Source organism: Klebsiella sp. 2680 (assembly GCF_900198535.1).
Taxonomy (GTDB): Bacteria; Pseudomonadota; Gammaproteobacteria; order Enterobacterales; family Enterobacteriaceae; genus Klebsiella; species Klebsiella indica.
In genome coordinates this window covers 69659-85162 of the sequence record NZ_FZNJ01000001.1, presented here as the reverse complement: position 1 = coordinate 85162, position 15504 = coordinate 69659, and the positions used below count along the sequence as shown (strand labels likewise).

16 protein-coding genes are annotated in these 15504 nt (G+C 49.9%); 9 read left to right on the top strand and 7 right to left on the bottom strand.

What is annotated here, in order from left to right:
* The 3 genes from FN037_RS00545 to FN037_RS00535 form a co-directional block, all read right to left on the bottom strand.
* Positions 1-618: a DMSO/selenate family reductase complex B subunit gene (locus FN037_RS00545; RefSeq protein ID WP_138362163.1), complete on the bottom strand. Its 618-nt coding sequence runs from the start codon at positions 616-618 to the stop codon at positions 1-3.
* Between the two features lie 10 nt (positions 619-628).
* Positions 629-3064: a selenate/tellurate reductase subunit YnfE gene (gene ynfE, locus FN037_RS00540; protein WP_142501336.1), complete on the bottom strand. Its 2436-nt coding sequence runs from the start codon at positions 3062-3064 to the stop codon at positions 629-631.
* 272 nt (positions 3065-3336) lie between these two features.
* A complete protein-coding gene (locus FN037_RS00535; RefSeq protein ID WP_138362165.1) occupies positions 3337-3588 on the bottom strand; it encodes a DUF1161 domain-containing protein in 252 nt (83 codons plus the stop codon).
* A 127-nt stretch (positions 3589-3715) separates the two neighbouring features.
* Between FN037_RS00535 and FN037_RS00530 the strand changes: the two genes are divergently transcribed.
* Positions 3716-4402, top strand: coding sequence for a YnfC family lipoprotein (locus tag FN037_RS00530; RefSeq protein ID WP_409513730.1), 687 nt, complete (start codon positions 3716-3718; stop codon positions 4400-4402).
* Here FN037_RS00530 and speG read toward each other — a convergent pair.
* Together speG and FN037_RS00520 are read right to left on the bottom strand one after the other, a co-directional pair.
* Complete coding sequence (gene speG, locus FN037_RS00525) at positions 4396-4956, bottom strand: spermidine N1-acetyltransferase (protein WP_138362167.1); 561 nt, start codon at positions 4954-4956, stop codon at positions 4396-4398. The genes FN037_RS00530 and speG overlap by 7 nt on opposite strands.
* A gap of 56 nt (positions 4957-5012) precedes the next feature.
* Positions 5013-5354: a DUF1283 family protein gene (locus FN037_RS00520; protein ID WP_138362168.1), complete on the bottom strand. Its 342-nt coding sequence runs from the start codon at positions 5352-5354 to the stop codon at positions 5013-5015.
* Positions 5355-5490: 136 nt separating this feature from the next.
* Between FN037_RS00520 and FN037_RS00515 the strand changes: the two genes are divergently transcribed.
* The 8 genes from FN037_RS00515 (at position 5491) to FN037_RS00480 (ending at position 13761) form a co-directional block, all read left to right on the top strand.
* On the top strand, positions 5491-5817 hold the full coding sequence (locus FN037_RS00515; protein WP_142501334.1) for a YnfA family protein: 327 nt from the start codon (positions 5491-5493) through the stop codon (positions 5815-5817).
* Between the two features lie 220 nt (positions 5818-6037).
* Positions 6038-7252 carry a D-mannonate dehydratase ManD gene (manD, locus tag FN037_RS00510; RefSeq protein ID WP_142501333.1) on the top strand — a complete coding sequence of 405 codons (1215 nt, stop codon included), beginning with the start codon at positions 6038-6040 and terminating at the stop codon, positions 7250-7252.
* Positions 7253-7263: 11 nt separating this feature from the next.
* A complete protein-coding gene (locus tag FN037_RS00505; protein ID WP_138362171.1) occupies positions 7264-8283 on the top strand; it encodes a Zn-dependent oxidoreductase in 1020 nt (339 codons plus the stop codon).
* 64 nt (positions 8284-8347) lie between these two features.
* On the top strand, positions 8348-9877 hold the full coding sequence (locus FN037_RS00500) for an MFS transporter (protein WP_138362172.1): 1530 nt from the start codon (positions 8348-8350) through the stop codon (positions 9875-9877).
* Positions 9878-9901: 24 nt separating this feature from the next.
* On the top strand, positions 9902-10918 hold the full coding sequence (gene yiaK / locus FN037_RS00495) for a 3-dehydro-L-gulonate 2-dehydrogenase (protein WP_138362173.1): 1017 nt from the start codon (positions 9902-9904) through the stop codon (positions 10916-10918).
* A 5-nt stretch (positions 10919-10923) separates the two neighbouring features.
* Positions 10924-11385 carry a YhcH/YjgK/YiaL family protein gene (locus FN037_RS00490; RefSeq protein WP_138362174.1) on the top strand — a complete coding sequence of 154 codons (462 nt, stop codon included), beginning with the start codon at positions 10924-10926 and terminating at the stop codon, positions 11383-11385.
* A gap of 201 nt (positions 11386-11586) precedes the next feature.
* Positions 11587-13050, top strand: coding sequence for a mannitol dehydrogenase family protein (locus FN037_RS00485; RefSeq protein ID WP_142501332.1), 1464 nt, complete (start codon positions 11587-11589; stop codon positions 13048-13050).
* 279 nt (positions 13051-13329) lie between these two features.
* Positions 13330-13761 (top strand): universal stress protein, encoded by a 432-nt coding sequence (locus FN037_RS00480; RefSeq protein ID WP_142501331.1) that lies wholly within the window; start codon positions 13330-13332, stop codon positions 13759-13761.
* Positions 13762-13823: 62 nt separating this feature from the next.
* On the opposite strand, the gene FN037_RS00475 is transcribed toward FN037_RS00480, so the two are convergent.
* Together FN037_RS00475 and ydfG are read right to left on the bottom strand one after the other, a co-directional pair.
* Positions 13824-14510 (bottom strand): GntR family transcriptional regulator, encoded by a 687-nt coding sequence (locus tag FN037_RS00475; RefSeq protein WP_138362177.1) that lies wholly within the window; start codon positions 14508-14510, stop codon positions 13824-13826.
* A 90-nt stretch (positions 14511-14600) separates the two neighbouring features.
* Positions 14601-15350, bottom strand: a complete 750-nt coding sequence (ydfG, locus tag FN037_RS00470) for a bifunctional NADP-dependent 3-hydroxy acid dehydrogenase/3-hydroxypropionate dehydrogenase YdfG (protein WP_138362178.1) — start codon at positions 15348-15350, stop codon at positions 14601-14603.
* Between the last annotated feature and the right edge of the window lie 154 nt (positions 15351-15504).

Genomic DNA, 15504 nt, shown 5'->3' with positions numbered 1-15504 from the left:
TTAAACCTCCTCTGGATTGGCCAGATAGCCGGTGGTATCGCCGCAAGGGCGCGCATTAACGTTTGGCCTGATGACAATACTCGGCCTGGTGAAGTGCGCAGATGGCAGCGGCGCGACGGCGGAAAGCGGGCCGTATTTTTCACGTAGCGCATCGATCGGGCCAAAGTCGAGCGCCCGCAGCGGGCAGGACTCGACGCAAATCGGCTTTTTACCTTCGGCGACTCTGTCGTAGCAGCCGTCGCATTTTGTCATATGGCCTTTTGTCGCATTGTACTGCGGTGCGCCGTACGGACAGGCCATATGGCAGTAGCGGCAGCCGATACAGACCGCTTCATCCACCACCACAAAACCGTCATCGCGTTTATGCATTGCTCCGCTGGGACACACTTTCGTGCAGGCCGGGTCTTCGCAGTGGTTACAGGCGATGGAGAGGTAATAGGCGAAGACGTTTTGATTCCAGACGCCGTTATCTTCCAGCCAGTCGCCGCCGGCATACTCATAGATGCGGCGAAAGCTGACGTCAGGGGTTAAGTTTTTATAATCCTTACAGGCCAGCTCGCAGGTTTTACAACCGGTACAGCGGGCGGAATCGATAAAAAATCCATATTGAACGCTCATGGTTTACTCCTTAAACCTTCTCGATTTCGACCAGATTGGTGTGCTGCGGATTGCCTTTCGCCAGCGGTGAAGGACGCTGAGTGGTCAGCGTATTGATACAGGAGCCGTAATCGACGCGATCGCCGTTCATATTGGCGTCATGCCAGGCTCCCTGGCCCATTGCCGACACGCCGGGCATGATCCGCGGGGTGACTTTAGCCGGGATACGTAACTCGCCGCGGGTGTTGAATACGCGCACCATATCGCCGTTTTGGATCCCGCGTTTTTCAGCATCCAGCGGGTTAATCCACACTTCCTGGCGGCAGGCGGCCTGGAGCACATCAACGTTGCCATAGCTGGAGTGGGTGCGTGCTTTATAGTGGAAGCCAAACAGTTGCAGCGGAAACTTATCGCGCAACGGGTCATCCCAGCCTTCGAAGGTGGCGGCGTAGATCGGCAGCGGGCTGATGGTCTCGTCCTTTTCCAGTTGCCATGTCGCGGCAATGTCCGCCAGGCGGCTGGCGTAAATTTCGATTTTACCCGAGGGGGTTTTTAACGGGTTGGCAATGGGGTCTTCGCGGAAATCACGATAGGCAACAAAATGACCGTTGGGATCTTTACGTTTGTAAATCCCCATTTTTTTCAGTTCGTCATAGCCCGGCAGCGCGGGATCTCTGGCCAGCATTTTTGCATACAGATAGCGTAGCCACTGCTCCTGGGTGCGGCCTTCGGTAAATTTCTGATAGATATCATCGCCAAGACGTTTCGCCACTTCGCTGAGGATCCAGTAGATTGGCTTGCGTTCGAATTTGGCAGAGGTGACCGGTTGACTGAAAATAAGATAGCCCATGTTACCGGCATAATCGTTAGGGATGATATCTTCTTGCTCCACGGTCATCAGGTCCGGCAGCAGGATGTCGGCGTATTTTGCCGATGAGGTCATAAAGTTTTCGATAACCACGATCATCTCGCATTTGCTCTCATCCTGCAGGATCGTGTGAGTCTTATTAATATCGGAGTGCTGGTTGGTGATGGTGTTACCGGCGTAGTTCCAGAGGAATTTAATCGGCACATCCAGCTTATCCTTACCGCGCACGCCGTCGCGGGTGGCGGTCATTTCCGGGCCGCGCGCGATGGCGTCGGTCCAGCTAAAGCAGGAGATAGCGGTTTTCACCGGATTTTCCAGCACCGGTAGCCGTTCAATGGTGATGGTATACGTGGATTCGCGCGCGCCGCTGTTGCCGCCGCTAATGCCAACGTTGCCGGTGAGTATGGGTAACATGGCGATGGCGCGGGCGGTCAGCTCACCGTTAGCCTGGCGCTGAGGCCCCCATCCCTGGCAAATATAGGCAGGCTTAGCGCTGCCGATTTCCCGGGCCAGTTTGACAATGCGGTCGGCAGGGATGCCGGTGATGCGTGAGGCCCATTGCGGGGTTTTGGCAATGCCATCATCACCGTCGCCAAGGATATATGCCTTGTAATGCCCGTTCGCCGGGGCATCAGCCGGCAGTGTTTTTTCATCGTAACCGATGCAATAGTGGTCGAGGAACGGCTGATCAACCAGGTTTTCATTAATCAGAACCCAGGCGAGCCCCGCTACCAGCGCGGCGTCGGTGCCGGGACGGATTGGCAGCCACTCATCCTCCCGCCCGGCGGCGGTGTCGGTATAACGGGGATCGATAACAATCATTCGCGCGTTTGAACGCGCGCGCGCCTGTTCTAAGTAATAAGTGATACCACCGCCGCTCATGCGGGTTTCCGCCGGGTTATTGCCAAACATCACCACCAGTTTGCTGTTTTCAATATCGGAGGTGCTGTTGCCAAGGTTGCTGCCGTAAGTGTAGGGCATGGCGCAGGCAATTTGCGCGGTGCTATAGGTACCATACTGATTTAGCGAACCGCCATAGCAGTTCATCAGGCGTCTTACGGTGGAGGCCGATGGTGAGGAACGGGTTATATTGCCGCCAACGATCCCGGAGGTGTAGTTAATATAGACCGCTTCGTTACCGTAATCCTGAACGATTCTTTTGAGATTGTCGGCAATCGTATCCAGCGCCTCATCCCAACTGATACGCGCAAACTTGCCTTCGCCGCGTTTGCCAATGCGTTTCATTGGGTAATTGAGACGGTCCGGGTGGTTGATGCGTCGGCGAATAGAGCGGCCACGCAGACAGGCGCGCACCTGATGATCGCCATAAATATCCGTGCCGGTGTTATCCGTTTCGACCCAGATAACTTCGTCATCACGCACATGCGAACGCAGGGCGCAGCGGCTACCGCAGTTGACCGAACAGGCGCCCCAGACAATGCGTTCCTCGCCGCGCGTGGCGTCCTGTACGGCAGCGGCGGCGTTGCGCAAACTGAAAGGCAACGACAGGCCGCCAGCCGCAAGGGCCAGGGAACCAAGAGCCGATGATTTAATTAGCGTTCGACGGCTAACCCCGCCGTGATTTTCATGATTAGACATTTCTCACTCCATGATCTTGTTATAATGCGCATGCAACGACACTGCTGCTGTTCAGCATGTAGAGTGAGAAATCATACTTAAAAGGGGTCAGGCAGATCTTATCCCCGGTCAACCGAGGGATAAGACCTTTATACCCGTCATACGTCAAGTTGCTTGTGCGTTGGCTACGTTCGTACACCCCAGTCACTTACTCCTGTAAGCTCCTGGGGATTCTCTCACTTGCCGCCTTCACGCAACTCAAATTATTTTGGGTATACAACAAAACGGCGGGGTTACTGCGCGTCGCTGTCGCGAGTGTAGATGATTTTAAAGGTATCATTGGCGCAATGGCCAACAACTTGCGCCCCGGGCTGATCGGGTTGATCGCTCGGCACAATCGTCAGGCTGAAGCCAGAGGCGGGAACGCCGTTATTGATGATTTTTTGCTGAATCTCGTTTTTAACCCGTTCGCATGAGTTCGGCGCAGCCAAAGCGGATGCCGAACCCAGCAGCAGTGCCGCGCATAGCCAGGGGGAACGTTTCATCACAAACTCCTGATTGATATTATCCAGATTTTAAGCATAGCAGAAGTCAGGTAAACAATTGTATTTGCTAATATGATTGTATGATGCAAAAAAGGAATCGCAGGTGAAAATACGATTTTTTCTGCTAATGGCAATATGGGCACTCAGCGGCTGTGATGAAAAAGCGCCGCCGCAGGCGTTTACGCCGGAAATGGCCAGCTTTTCCAATGAGTTTGAATTCGATCCGCTACGCGGGCCAGTGAAAGCGTTTAGCCAGAAACTGTATAATCAACACGATGAAGAAGTGAAGTGGGTGAAAGGGCGCCTGTCCCGTGAAGGCTGTTTCGATCTGCTGGCGTTTCAGGATCGGGAGAATCGCACCGGCGCGGTTTTAGTCCTTGACGCTAACTACTATCTTGATGCGCAAAGTCATGAAAAGCGCCTGCGTTTGCAGGGGAAATGCCAACTGGCGGAGATGCCATCGGCGGGCGTGTTGTGGGAAACCGATGATAACGGGTTCGTCGCCACCGCCCGTGCCGGGGCGAGCGTCACGACATACCGCTACGATAGCGAAGGCTATCCGTTAGGTAAAACGACGGTTGCTAACGATGATCGTTTGACGGTGAGCTCAACCCCATCCGCCGATCCGCGGAAAAAACTGGACTATACCGCAGTAAGCATGTTCAACCATCGCACGTTGGGCCACGTGAATCAGACCTGTGATTACGATAGCCATGACAACCCGGTCAGCTGCGAGCTTCAGGTCATCGATGACAGCGTACAGCCGTCGGTAACACGCCGTTATACCATCAAAAATAGCATTGAGTATTACTGAGCCGTTGGCTTCAGCAGCGTCTGGCCCGGCGTTTTATGCTCTGCCAGGTACTGGTGCTGGAACAGGCACATGCGGATGGTGTTGCGGTATTCACCGTTAATAAAGAATTCGTGAATCAGTTCGCCTTCCACCATAAAACCGAGTTTGCGGTAGATATGGATCGCTTTTTCATTCTCTTTATCCACGATGAGGTACAGCTTATAGAGGTTGAGCACCATAAAACCGTAGTCCATCGCCAGTTTCGCCGCGCGGGTGGCCAGGCCTTTTCCCTGATAATCCGGGGAGATAATTATCTGGAATTCAGCGCGGCGGTGAACATGGTTAATTTCCACCAGTTCAACCAGACCAGCCTTCTGTTCGTCGCATTCAATAACAAAGCGGCGCTCACTTTGATCGTGGATATGTTTATCATACAGGTCAGAAAGCTCTACAAAGGCTTCATAGGGTTCTTCAAACCAGTAGCGCATGACGCTGGCGTTGTTGTCGAGCTGATGGACGAAACGCAGGTCTTCGCGTTCGAGCGGGCGGAGTTTGACGTGATAAGCGTCAGTCATGGGAATTCCTGTGCGTTTGTGCGGGGATGAATGATGGCGCCCGCAGGCGCCAGATATTACGGCGTGATAACGCGGCCAGTACGACGATCAAGGCAGCGCAGGGTATTAGGTTCCCAGTAGGCGTTAACGTTCGCGCTCTTCTGGCAATTGTCCTGGGCATCAAAAGCCACGTCGGCTTTGTCCCACTCTTTCTCTACGCGTTTGTTGACCTTCTGGCGTAAAGAACGGGTATCGTTCCACTGTTCTTTTTCCATTGCGGCCTGCTGGCGGCTTTGGGCGCTATCGCCGGACTCAATCACCAGCGTGTCGGTTTTGGCAAATGACGATGCGGTAAAGACCATCGCGCTCATTGCCAGCAGGGCGGTCAGGCACCAGCGTTTGTTCAGTGTCATATTCATCACGATTTCCTTTAAGTGATCCCCTTCGACTCAGTTTACTATATCTCTTTTCGGCAGCATATCCGACAAAACAGAGTAACCTGCGGTTATTATTGCGTAGAATGTGTTAACGATTATTAAACTCATGAATCTTTGAATGTTAAAAACGACGCTGCTTTTCTTTGCTACTGCGCTGTGTGAAATCATTGGTTGTTATCTCCCCTGGTTATGGTTAAAACGCGGGGCGACCCCCTGGTTGCTGCTGCCGACCGGCGTGGCGCTGACGCTGTTTGTCTGGCTTCTCACGCTTCACCCGGAAGCCAGCGGCCGTGTATATGCTGCTTACGGCGGGGTTTATGTTTGCACCGCGCTGCTGTGGTTGCGTTTCGTCGATGGCGTAAAACTCAGCCATTATGACTGGGCTGGCGCGCTGATTGCGCTGTGCGGGATGCTGATCATTGTCGCGGGCTGGGGGCGCGCATAGTGCGTTTTCGCGGTTAAGACGAGGGGCAGAAGATACTGTCCCGGTTGCTTTTATTGTTATGTTTTTCCTCAACGGGCTGCTTGATTTTTTCTTTTTTCTTCTTTTTTTGCCTTACGAGATAACGTGATCGGCAGCATGTTTTTTGATCGTTATACTTGTATGGTAGTAGGTCTGATGATTTAATTTTCTCTACTAACCGCACAGAAGTAAGGAATAAGAAATGAAGATCGTTGCCGCTGAAGTTTTCGTCACCTGTCCGGGACGTAACTTTGTCACTCTTAAGATCACCACGGATGATGGCATCGTCGGCTTAGGTGACGCCACGCTGAACGGCCGCGAGCTGTCCGTTGCATCGTATTTACGGGATCACCTTTGTCCGCAACTGGTGGGGCGTGATGCGCACCGTATTGAAGATATCTGGCAGTTTTTCTACAAGGGCGCTTACTGGCGTCGTGGGCCGGTAACGGTGTCGGCGATTTCCGCCATCGATATGGCGCTGTGGGATATTAAGGCCAAAGCGGCGGGCATGCCGTTGTATCAATTGCTGGGGGGAGCATCGCGGGAAGGCGTGATGGTTTACTGCCATACCACCGGTCATTCGATTGATGAAGTGCTTGATGATTATGCGCGTCATAAAGAGATGGGGTTCAAGGCCATTCGCGTACAGTGCGGGGTGCCGGGTATGAAAACCACCTACGGGATGGCGAAAGGTAAAGGCCAGGCCTACGAACCTGCGACCAAAGGCCAGTGGCCGGAAGAACAGCTATGGTCAACAGAAAAATACCTTGATTTTACGCCGCAGTTGTTTGCCGCCGTGCGGGAAAAATTTGGCTTCAACGAGCACTTACTTCATGACATGCATCACCGCCTGACGCCGATTGAAGCGGCCCGTTTTGGTAAGAGCATCGAAGATTACCGTCTGTTCTGGATGGAAGATCCCACTCCGGCGGAGAATCAGGCATGTTTCCGCTTAATTCGTCAGCACACCATCACGCCAATTGCGGTAGGGGAAGTGTTTAACAGCATCTGGGATTGTAAGCAGCTGATTGAAGAGCAACTGATTGACTACATTCGTACGACCATCACTCACGCGGGCGGGATCACGGGGATGCGCCGCATCGCCGATTTTGCGTCGCTTTATCAGGTGCGTACCGGTTCACATGGTCCGTCCGATCTGTCACCAATTTGCATGGCCGCCGCGCTGCATTTCGACTTGTCGGTGCCGAATTTTGGCGTTCAGGAGTATATGGGCTATTCGGCACAAATGCTGGAAGTCTTCCCACATAGCTGGACGTTTGATAACGGTTATATGCATCCGGGCGAAAAACCGGGCCTGGGTATTGAGTTCGATGAAAAGCTGGCGGCGAAATATCCCTATGAACCGGCTTATTTACCGGTCGCCCGCCTGGAAGATGGCACGCTGTGGAACTGGTAAGGGGAGAAGAAATGAAAAGTATCGTGATTCGTCAGCCTAATGAGTTGGTGATTGAGGAGCGTCCTCTTGCGCAACCGGCTGCGGGGGAGGTGCGGGTAAAAGTGAAACTGGCAGGAATATGTGGTTCCGATAGCCATATATTTCGTGGGCATAATCCGTTTGCCAAATATCCGCGGGTGATTGGTCATGAGTTTTTTGGCGTGATTGACGCTGTGGGTGAGGGGGTAGAACCGTCACGTGTGGGGGAGCGCGTTTCTGTTGATCCGGTGATCAGTTGTGGGCATTGCTATCCGTGCTCAGTGGGAAAGCCGAATGTTTGTACCTCTTTGGTGGTGCTTGGCGTGCATCGGGACGGCGGATTTAGCGAATACGTGGCCGTTCCCGCGCACAATGCATGGAAAATTCCGGACGCTATAAATGATGAACATGCTGTAATGGTAGAACCGTTTACTATAGCGGCCAACGCTACCGGGCAGCTAAATCCACGTGAAGATGATATTGCGTTGATCTATGGTGCCGGTCCGATGGGACTAACCACCGTTCAGGCGCTTAAAGGAGTATATAAAGTAAGTCAGGTGATTGTTGCTGATCGTATTGATGAGCGTCTTGATATGGCTAAACGCAGCGGCGCCGATATTGTGCTCAACAATACTGACCGTAGTCTGAAAGAGATTCTCATGGAGAAAAGAATAAAGCCTACTTTGATTGTAGATGCCGCATGCCATCCGACTATTTTACAGGAGGCGATTGAACTGGCATCACCGGCTGCTCGAATTGTGATTATGGGGTTCTCCTCTACGCCCAGCCAAATCATTCAACAAGGAATTACTGGTAAGGAGATTTCAATTTTTTCTACACGATTGAATGCGAATAAATTCCCGGTTGTTATTGATTGGCTTGCTAAAGGGTTAATTGACCCAAATAAATTAGTTACACATAAGTTTGATTACCAGCACGTTGCAGATGCAATTGAGCTTTTTGAAAAGGATCAAAAGCATTGCTGCAAGGTGCTTTTGAAATTCAACGAGTAGTATCCGTTGTTAGGGCGAAAGTGTTACATCTTACCTCTAAAAAATACATTCATGAGGATGTAAAATGATTAATCGTGAAATGGATAAGCCAATAAAGCTAAAAAATATGCTGGCTTATGGTGGTGGTGATTTCTTTGGCGGTGGTAGTTTTGCAGTACTTGGCTTATGGTTAATGTTCTTTTATACAACCTATGCCGGTTTAAGCCCAGCTCAGGCTGGCGCGGTTATTGCTATTGCTCGTCTTCTTGACGCATTCTTTGACCCGTTAATGGGTTATGTTACTGATAATTTTTACAGAACAAAGGTTGGCCAGAAATTTGGACGAAGAGGTTTTTTCTTTTTGTTTGGCGGGCCACTGGTAATGTTTACCTACATTATCATGTGGATTGACGGGATGGGGTTCTTCTATTATCTTTCCACATATATTCTTTTTTATGCTGCTTATACTTTAGTGATTGTTCCTTATGAAACATTAGCCGCAGAGATGACTAATGATTTCAAAGAGCGCTCTAAGTTGACCGGGGTTAGGATGTTCTTTTCTACCGGTGCAGGGATTCTCGCTGCGTGGCTTCCTGGGCGGATCATCGGCTTTCTAGGGGATAGCAACCCATCCTCATTCCTGTATATGGGGGTTATCTTTGGCGTATTGTTCGCTGTAGTTATCATATGCTTGTACCTGTTTACATGGGAACGAGCTATAGCTTTTGACCCTGATTCTCCGAAAAAGAATTTCACTGAGGATATGAAGCAGTTGTTTCGCTCGCTGGTGTCTACATTCCACTTAAGAACATTCAGGCAGCATGTCGGTATGTACCTTGGCGCCTATGTGGCACTTGATGTCCTCGGAGCTATTCTAGCCTACTACATTATTTTTGTTCTTGGTGAGAACGCAGTTAATGCTTCAAATGCGTTAACGTTTATGACTATCGTTCAATTCTTGTGTGTAGCGTTGTTTATTACCCTTTGTATTAAGTTTGGTAACGGTAAGTCATATAAAATCGCTCAAGGTTTTATGTTGTTAAGCGTAGCCTTGTTTTTATGCATTCATTTGTTTTCTCTGCCATATAGTTCGTGGCTGGTATATGTCGCGGCATTACTGATGGGAGTGGGTCGCTCTGGAACCTATTATGTTTGCTGGAATATTTATAGTTTTATTCCTGATGTTGATGAAATGCTTACTGGAAAACGGCGGGAAGGTATTTTTGCTGGTGTAATGACATTTGTTCGTAAGGCTGTTCAGGCTCTGGCACTATTTCTGGTTGGTGTGATTCTACAAGAGTATGGGTTTGTCGCAAAGAGCGCTACACAAAGCCCTGAAACAATTCATGGTATTGTAATGGTCTTTGGTATCGGGTCTGTTGCATTCCTCATCTTCGGAATCCTTTGTTCATTGAAGTTCAAACTCACTCAGAAAAACCATTCTGTACTTGTTGCTGAAATCAGTCGACTAAAAAATAGTGGTAGTAAGAAAAATGTAACACCAGAAGCAAAAGAAGTGGCCGAATTATTGACCGGCTGGGACTACGAATACCTGTGGGGGAACAACAAAGTTTCTCGTGAGGGTAATGCTTTATCCAGAGCATCAGAAAGTTAATACTGAATATATAAAGGATATATTATGTCATTAGTAAAATTTGATGAGATGAAACAAACTGTTAAGCAAGCATTTCTGAATGCTGGTTTAAATGAAAAACAAGCAGATGTTTGTGCTCAGATTCATACTGAAGCGAGTTGTGATGGTATTTTTTCTCATGGTCTGAATCGTGTTGCTCGTTTCGTTGATTACGTTAAAAAAGGCTGGGTTGATGTAAAAGCCGAGCCTAAACAGGTAAAAGCCCTGGGCAGTATGGCTGTTTACGATGGTCAGAGAGGTATTGGTATTACCAACGCACTGTTTGCGATTGACAGAGCGATGGAGCTTGCCAGCGAATTTGGTATCGGTATCGTTGGTATGCGCAATACCACCCATTGGATGCGTGGTGGTACCTACGGGTGGAAAGCAGCCGAGAAAGGTTATGCTGCTATTTGCTGGACAAATACAGAATCCTGTATGCCAGCATGGGGTGCCAGAAATCCGCGCCTGGGTAATAACCCCTATGTCATGGCAGTGCCGATGAAAGAAGGCTCGCTTGTTCTTGATATGGCAATGTCCCAGTACGCTTATGGCAAGTTACAGGTGACTCGCCTTAAAGGTGAGAAATTACCGTTCCCTGGTGGATTTGATAAAGATGGCAACCTGACAGATGAACCGGGGCCAATCGAAGAATCTATGCGTATTCTGCCAACTGGATACTGGAAAGGTTCTGGCATGGCAGTTCTGCTGGATGCAATGGCTGCCTTCCTTACCGCAGGTGCTCCGACTAACGAGATCGACAAAATCCAGGAAGGTAGTTGTACCGGGGCCAGCCAGGTATTTATGGTGTTTGATCCTAAACACTTCGGCGGTAAAGAGTTCAGTGAAAATATGGCAACGAGCGTCGCTGAATATGTGAAGACTTCTACACCAGCTGAAGGTCAGCGAGATGTGTTCTACCCTGGCGAAATGGAACTGGCTAATCGTGCTAATTTTAGCGCAAATGGTATCCCGGCTGATGATGGTGTCTGGGCTGAAGTACAACAACTCGCGAAACGGTAATTATTATGATTACAGGTAATATTGAACAGATAAATAAATCTCAGGTCGAACTACCTTGTGTTATTTATGAGGTGCTCAGTGCAATTAAAGCACTGGATTTTTCAGTACATTTGAATGGCCAGAATGAAATAAACGGCGTTATTTTTAAGACGTTTACAGTTGATACCGATCTTCCTGAGAACCGTACTCCTGAAACTCATAAAAACTTTATTGATGTGCAGTTTGTTATTTCTGGTGACGAATGGATTGAATTCGGTTGTCTTGGCGATACGAAGCCCTGTGTGGAAAAACCAGAAGACGATAACTATTTCTATGACCGCGCAACGCTTAAGCTGAATGACGTAAAACTGACTGATGGTGATTTTATTATCTTCTTCCCATGGGATATACATTCACCTTTATGTCACAAAAATAGCAGTAGTAAAGTCAGAAAAATAGTCGCTAAAGTCCCTATCTCTGCGTTGTAAGAATTAGTCTCAGCCGGGCTTTGAGCCCGGCGTTTTTCTATCTCTGAATCCCTGTGTGCTGAAACTATCATCATTCACATCTTCTTGTATGGTAGTTGATGAAAATCAAAGTTGTTATACCAATTGCGTGAGATGGTTTTACATCACAAAGGCCTTCTCACTGAGAATGAAAAATCCTGAAATCATAATATGAGAGTCACCATGGAAAACATGCTTTTAACAGCTAACGCCACGCTGCCGTCTTACGACCGGAGCCGCCTGGTTCCGCGTATCGTTCATCTGGGCTTTGGGGCATTTCATCGCGCCCATCAGGCCGTCTATGCCGATATTCTCGCAACTGAGCACAACAGCGACTGGGGCTATACAGAGGTCAATCTGATTGGCGGCGAACAGCAGATCGCCGACCTGCAACAGCAGGATTTACTCTACACCGTCGCTGAAATGTCAGCGGATGCCTGGACCGCCCGAGTTGTTGGCGTCGTTAAACAGGCAATACACGTCCAGGTTGATGGTCTGGAAAGCGTGCTGGCGAAAATGTGTGAGCCACAGGTTGCTATTGTCTCATTGACCATCACCGAAAAAGGTTACTGTCACTCGCCGGCCAGCGGAGAGCTACAGCTGGATCACCCGCTGATTGCCGCTGACTTACAACATCCTCATCAGCCAAAATCGGCGCCGGGGGTAGTGGTTGAAGCGCTGGCGCGACGCAAAGCGGCAGGGCTGGCGGGGTTCAGCGTGATGTCCTGCGACAATATGCCCGAGAATGGTCATGTGATGCGTAATGTGGTCTGCGCCTACGCCCGGGCGATTGACGCCGATCTGGCCGAGTGGATTGTGCATAACGTCACCTTTCCATCGACAATGGTTGACCGTATCGTCCCGGCGGTGACCGCAGAGACGCTGGATAAAATTGAGCAGCTTACCGGTGTTCGCGATCCGGCTGCCGTCGCCTGCGAGCCGTTCCGTCAGTGGGTCATTGAAGATAATTTTGTCGCGGGTCGTCCTGAATGGGAAAAAGCGGGTGCTGAGCTGGTTTCTGATGTCCTGCCGTTTGAAGAGATGAAACTGCGTATGTTAAACGGCAGCCACTCCTTCCTCGCTTATCTGGGGTATCTGGCCGGGTATCAGCACATCAATGACTGTATGCTTGACGATAACTATCGCCGGGCTGCCCATGCGCTGATGCTGGATGAACAGGCACCGACCCTGAAAGTGCAGGGCGTTGATCTGGCGCGTTATGCCGGATTACTTATTGACCGCTATAGTAATCCCGCGCTGAAGCACCGTACCTGGCAGATCGCGATGGACGGCAGCCAGAAGCTACCGCAGCGTATGCTGGATTCGGTTCGCTGGCATCTGGAGCGGGGCAGTGACTTTAGACTGCTGGCGATGGGAGTTGCTGGCTGGATGCGCTATGTTAGTGGCGTTGACGACCAGGGACAGGCGATTGAGATTTCTGACCCACTCTTACCGGTCATTCAGCATGCGGTACAACACAGTACAGACGGTGAAGACCGGGTAAAGGCCCTGCTGGCAATAGACGCTATTTTTGGCCAACGCCTGAGCCAGTCGCCTCGCTTCGTTGATGAGGTCATCGGCGCCTATATGTCACTGCAAAAGTATGGCGCAAAAGCGACAGTGGCGGCCTGGGCGCAGGCTAACTAACTGTCGATCTGGTGCCGCCGGTTTCGGCGGCATTGTTATCATTTAGGCTCTCTTGCCAGTATTGCCGCCAGTATCAGTCAAGTCTGTTGTTATTAATGGTAAATATTGATCCAGATCGTTGAAAATACATAACTTTAGCTAACAATAACTAAATATAAATAATTGATATTTATTTTAATGGATTAAATATTTATTTTGCTGATTAATCGTTCTCTTACTGAAATAGATATGTCATGATGAGCTAACTCACTAAGTTTGTTCAGAAAAGGAGAACGGGCAATGTACAAAAAAATATTGTTACCCGTAGATGTTTTTGAAATGGATTTAAGCGATAAAGCCGTTCGTCATGCACAGTTTTTGGCCTCAGCGGATGACGGGGAGATAACCTTGCTTAACGTTCTGCCGAACAGCAGTCGTTCTATTCTGCGGGGCTTTGCGGCCGATATTCGTAAGTTTGAAGTTTATATGCGTGAAGAGTCAGAGAAAAAAATGCAGACGCTGGTCCGTCTGTTTTCCATTCCTGCGGAGCGAATTCACTCCCGGGTGGTGTTTGGCAACGTACGTGATGAAATTTTAGCGATGAGTAACGCCGGAAACTTTGACGTCATCGTGATTGGCTCGCGTAAACCCGGTATTTCTACCCATCTGTTGGGCTCTAACGCTGAGTCTGTTTTGCGTCACGCCAGCATTCCGGTGCTGGTGGTGAGATAATATCGGTACCATAAACCTGTGGCGGCAGAGATAAAATCTGCCGCTGTTTTTAGTCCTGGCTTTTAATCATCGCTGAACCAGTCGCTATTTTCCTGACGAATAAGTAAAACCGATTCGCTGATTTCCTGCAAATGCAAACTCATCGCTTTTTCCACCGCCTCCGCATCGTGGACCTGCAGCGGCTGGAAAATATCATAATGCTGGCGCAGCAACATTTCCGGGGAAGAAATATGATCGAGGCTCATATAACGAACCCGGTCAATCGTCGCTTTAATATTTTCAACAGTATCCCAGGCCAATTGACACTCAGCAATGACGGACAGCTTCTGGTGAAATTCGTCATCGAGGAGGAAAAAATCATTTAACTGTTGACGTTCGACTGCAGTACGTTGCTGATTAAGATTTTGTTCCAGTTGATACAGTTGTTTATCATTTATCATTCCGGCGGCGCGGCGAGCGACGGCACATTCAATGGCCTGGCGGACAAAGCAGCCGTTACGTACCTGGGCGAGGGAAATCTTATTCACATAACTGCCGCGCTGTGGCCGAATTTGAATCAGGCCGTTTTCCGCCAGTTTAATAAAGGCTTCACGTACCGGTTGACGAGAAACGTCAAAACGCACGGAGACTTCCTTTTCAGATAATGGGGTGCCTGGCGGAATCAGACAATGGACGATATCCCGACGAAGGATACGGTAAATTTGCTGGTTTACAGGCTGTGTCGGATTCAGTTGGGATTCTGCGGCCATTGATGATTACTTTTTTATGAGAAATATGCGCTATTTTACGCGTTTTTTGCTTTCCAGCCCAGACCCGGCCATGAGGCCGGGTAACAGGACTTAACCCTGACGGTATACGCTCAGCCCGCCGAAGCTTTGGCTGACCGGCATCATCTCCAGGGTGTTGATGTTAACGTGTTCTGGCAGCGTGGCCACCCACCAGACCGCTTCGGTCACATCTTCCGGCGTCAGCGCCTGGGTATTTTCATAGGCCTTACTGGCTTTGGTATCATCGCCCTTAAAGCGTACGTTGGAAAACTCGGTTCCACCGACCAGTCCCGGTTCGATGTCAGTGACGCGCACGGCGGTGCCATGAAGGTCGGTACGCAGATTCAGAGTGAACTGGCGCACAAACGCTTTGGTCGCACCATAGACATTACCGCCAGCATAAGGCCAGTTACCGGCCGTTGAGCCGATATTTATAATATGGCCGCGATTGCGCTCAACCATACCCGGCAGAACGGCGCGCGTCATATAGACCAGTCCTTTATTGTTGGTATCGATCATGTCTTCCCAGTCTTCCACGCTGGCTTTGTGCGCTGGTTCGAGGCCCAGAGCCAGGCCGGCATTATTGACAAGAATGTCAATCGATTGCCATTCCGTAGGTAGCCCGGCGATCATCTCTTCGATAGCCGCACGATTACGCACATCCAGTTGCGCGGTATAAACGTTACCGCCCAACTCATCCTTCAGCGTTTTCAGGCGTTCTTCGCGACGCCCGGTGGCAATCACTTTGTGGCCGTTAGCGATAAAACGGCGAGTAATACTTTCACCAAAACCTGCAGTTGCACCGGTAACCAGGATAATCATCTTACTGTTCCTCAACGCTTTTTGTGTCTTCATACCATAGCACGCGATCCCGGCGACGGGTAATGGAAATCATCTGCTAAAACGGGATATTTGCGGCGGGGCGTGGCGTAATCATTGCTGTCAATCAACGAGTTGCCTAATCTTACAGAATAAT

What these genes read in the sequence shown, in the direction of transcription:
- speG (WP_138362167.1), bottom strand. Translation starts at nt 4,956, where the DNA reads ATGACTGACGCTTATCACGTCAAACTCCGCCCGCTCGAACGCGAAGAC.
- FN037_RS00515 (WP_142501334.1), top strand. Translation starts at nt 5,491, where the DNA reads ATGTTAAAAACGACGCTGCTTTTCTTTGCTACTGCGCTGTGTGAAATC.
- FN037_RS00530 (WP_409513730.1), top strand. Translation starts at nt 3,716, where the DNA reads ATGGCAATATGGGCACTCAGCGGCTGTGATGAAAAAGCGCCGCCGCAG.
- FN037_RS00520 (WP_138362168.1), bottom strand. Translation starts at nt 5,354, where the DNA reads ATGAATATGACACTGAACAAACGCTGGTGCCTGACCGCCCTGCTGGCA.
- ydfG (WP_138362178.1), bottom strand. Translation starts at nt 15,350, where the DNA reads ATGATTATCCTGGTTACCGGTGCAACTGCAGGTTTTGGTGAAAGTATT.
- FN037_RS00500 (WP_138362172.1), top strand. Translation starts at nt 8,348, where the DNA reads ATGATTAATCGTGAAATGGATAAGCCAATAAAGCTAAAAAATATGCTG.
- FN037_RS00505 (WP_138362171.1), top strand. Translation starts at nt 7,264, where the DNA reads ATGAAAAGTATCGTGATTCGTCAGCCTAATGAGTTGGTGATTGAGGAG.
- yiaK (WP_138362173.1), top strand. Translation starts at nt 9,902, where the DNA reads ATGTCATTAGTAAAATTTGATGAGATGAAACAAACTGTTAAGCAAGCA.
- FN037_RS00545 (WP_138362163.1), bottom strand. Translation starts at nt 618, where the DNA reads ATGAGCGTTCAATATGGATTTTTTATCGATTCCGCCCGCTGTACCGGT.
- FN037_RS00490 (WP_138362174.1), top strand. Translation starts at nt 10,924, where the DNA reads ATGATTACAGGTAATATTGAACAGATAAATAAATCTCAGGTCGAACTA.
- FN037_RS00475 (WP_138362177.1), bottom strand. Translation starts at nt 14,510, where the DNA reads ATGGCCGCAGAATCCCAACTGAATCCGACACAGCCTGTAAACCAGCAA.
- ynfE (WP_142501336.1), bottom strand. Translation starts at nt 3,064, where the DNA reads ATGTCTAATCATGAAAATCACGGCGGGGTTAGCCGTCGAACGCTAATT.
- FN037_RS00480 (WP_142501331.1), top strand. Translation starts at nt 13,330, where the DNA reads ATGTACAAAAAAATATTGTTACCCGTAGATGTTTTTGAAATGGATTTA.
- FN037_RS00485 (WP_142501332.1), top strand. Translation starts at nt 11,587, where the DNA reads ATGGAAAACATGCTTTTAACAGCTAACGCCACGCTGCCGTCTTACGAC.
- manD (WP_142501333.1), top strand. Translation starts at nt 6,038, where the DNA reads ATGAAGATCGTTGCCGCTGAAGTTTTCGTCACCTGTCCGGGACGTAAC.
- FN037_RS00535 (WP_138362165.1), bottom strand. Translation starts at nt 3,588, where the DNA reads ATGAAACGTTCCCCCTGGCTATGCGCGGCACTGCTGCTGGGTTCGGCA.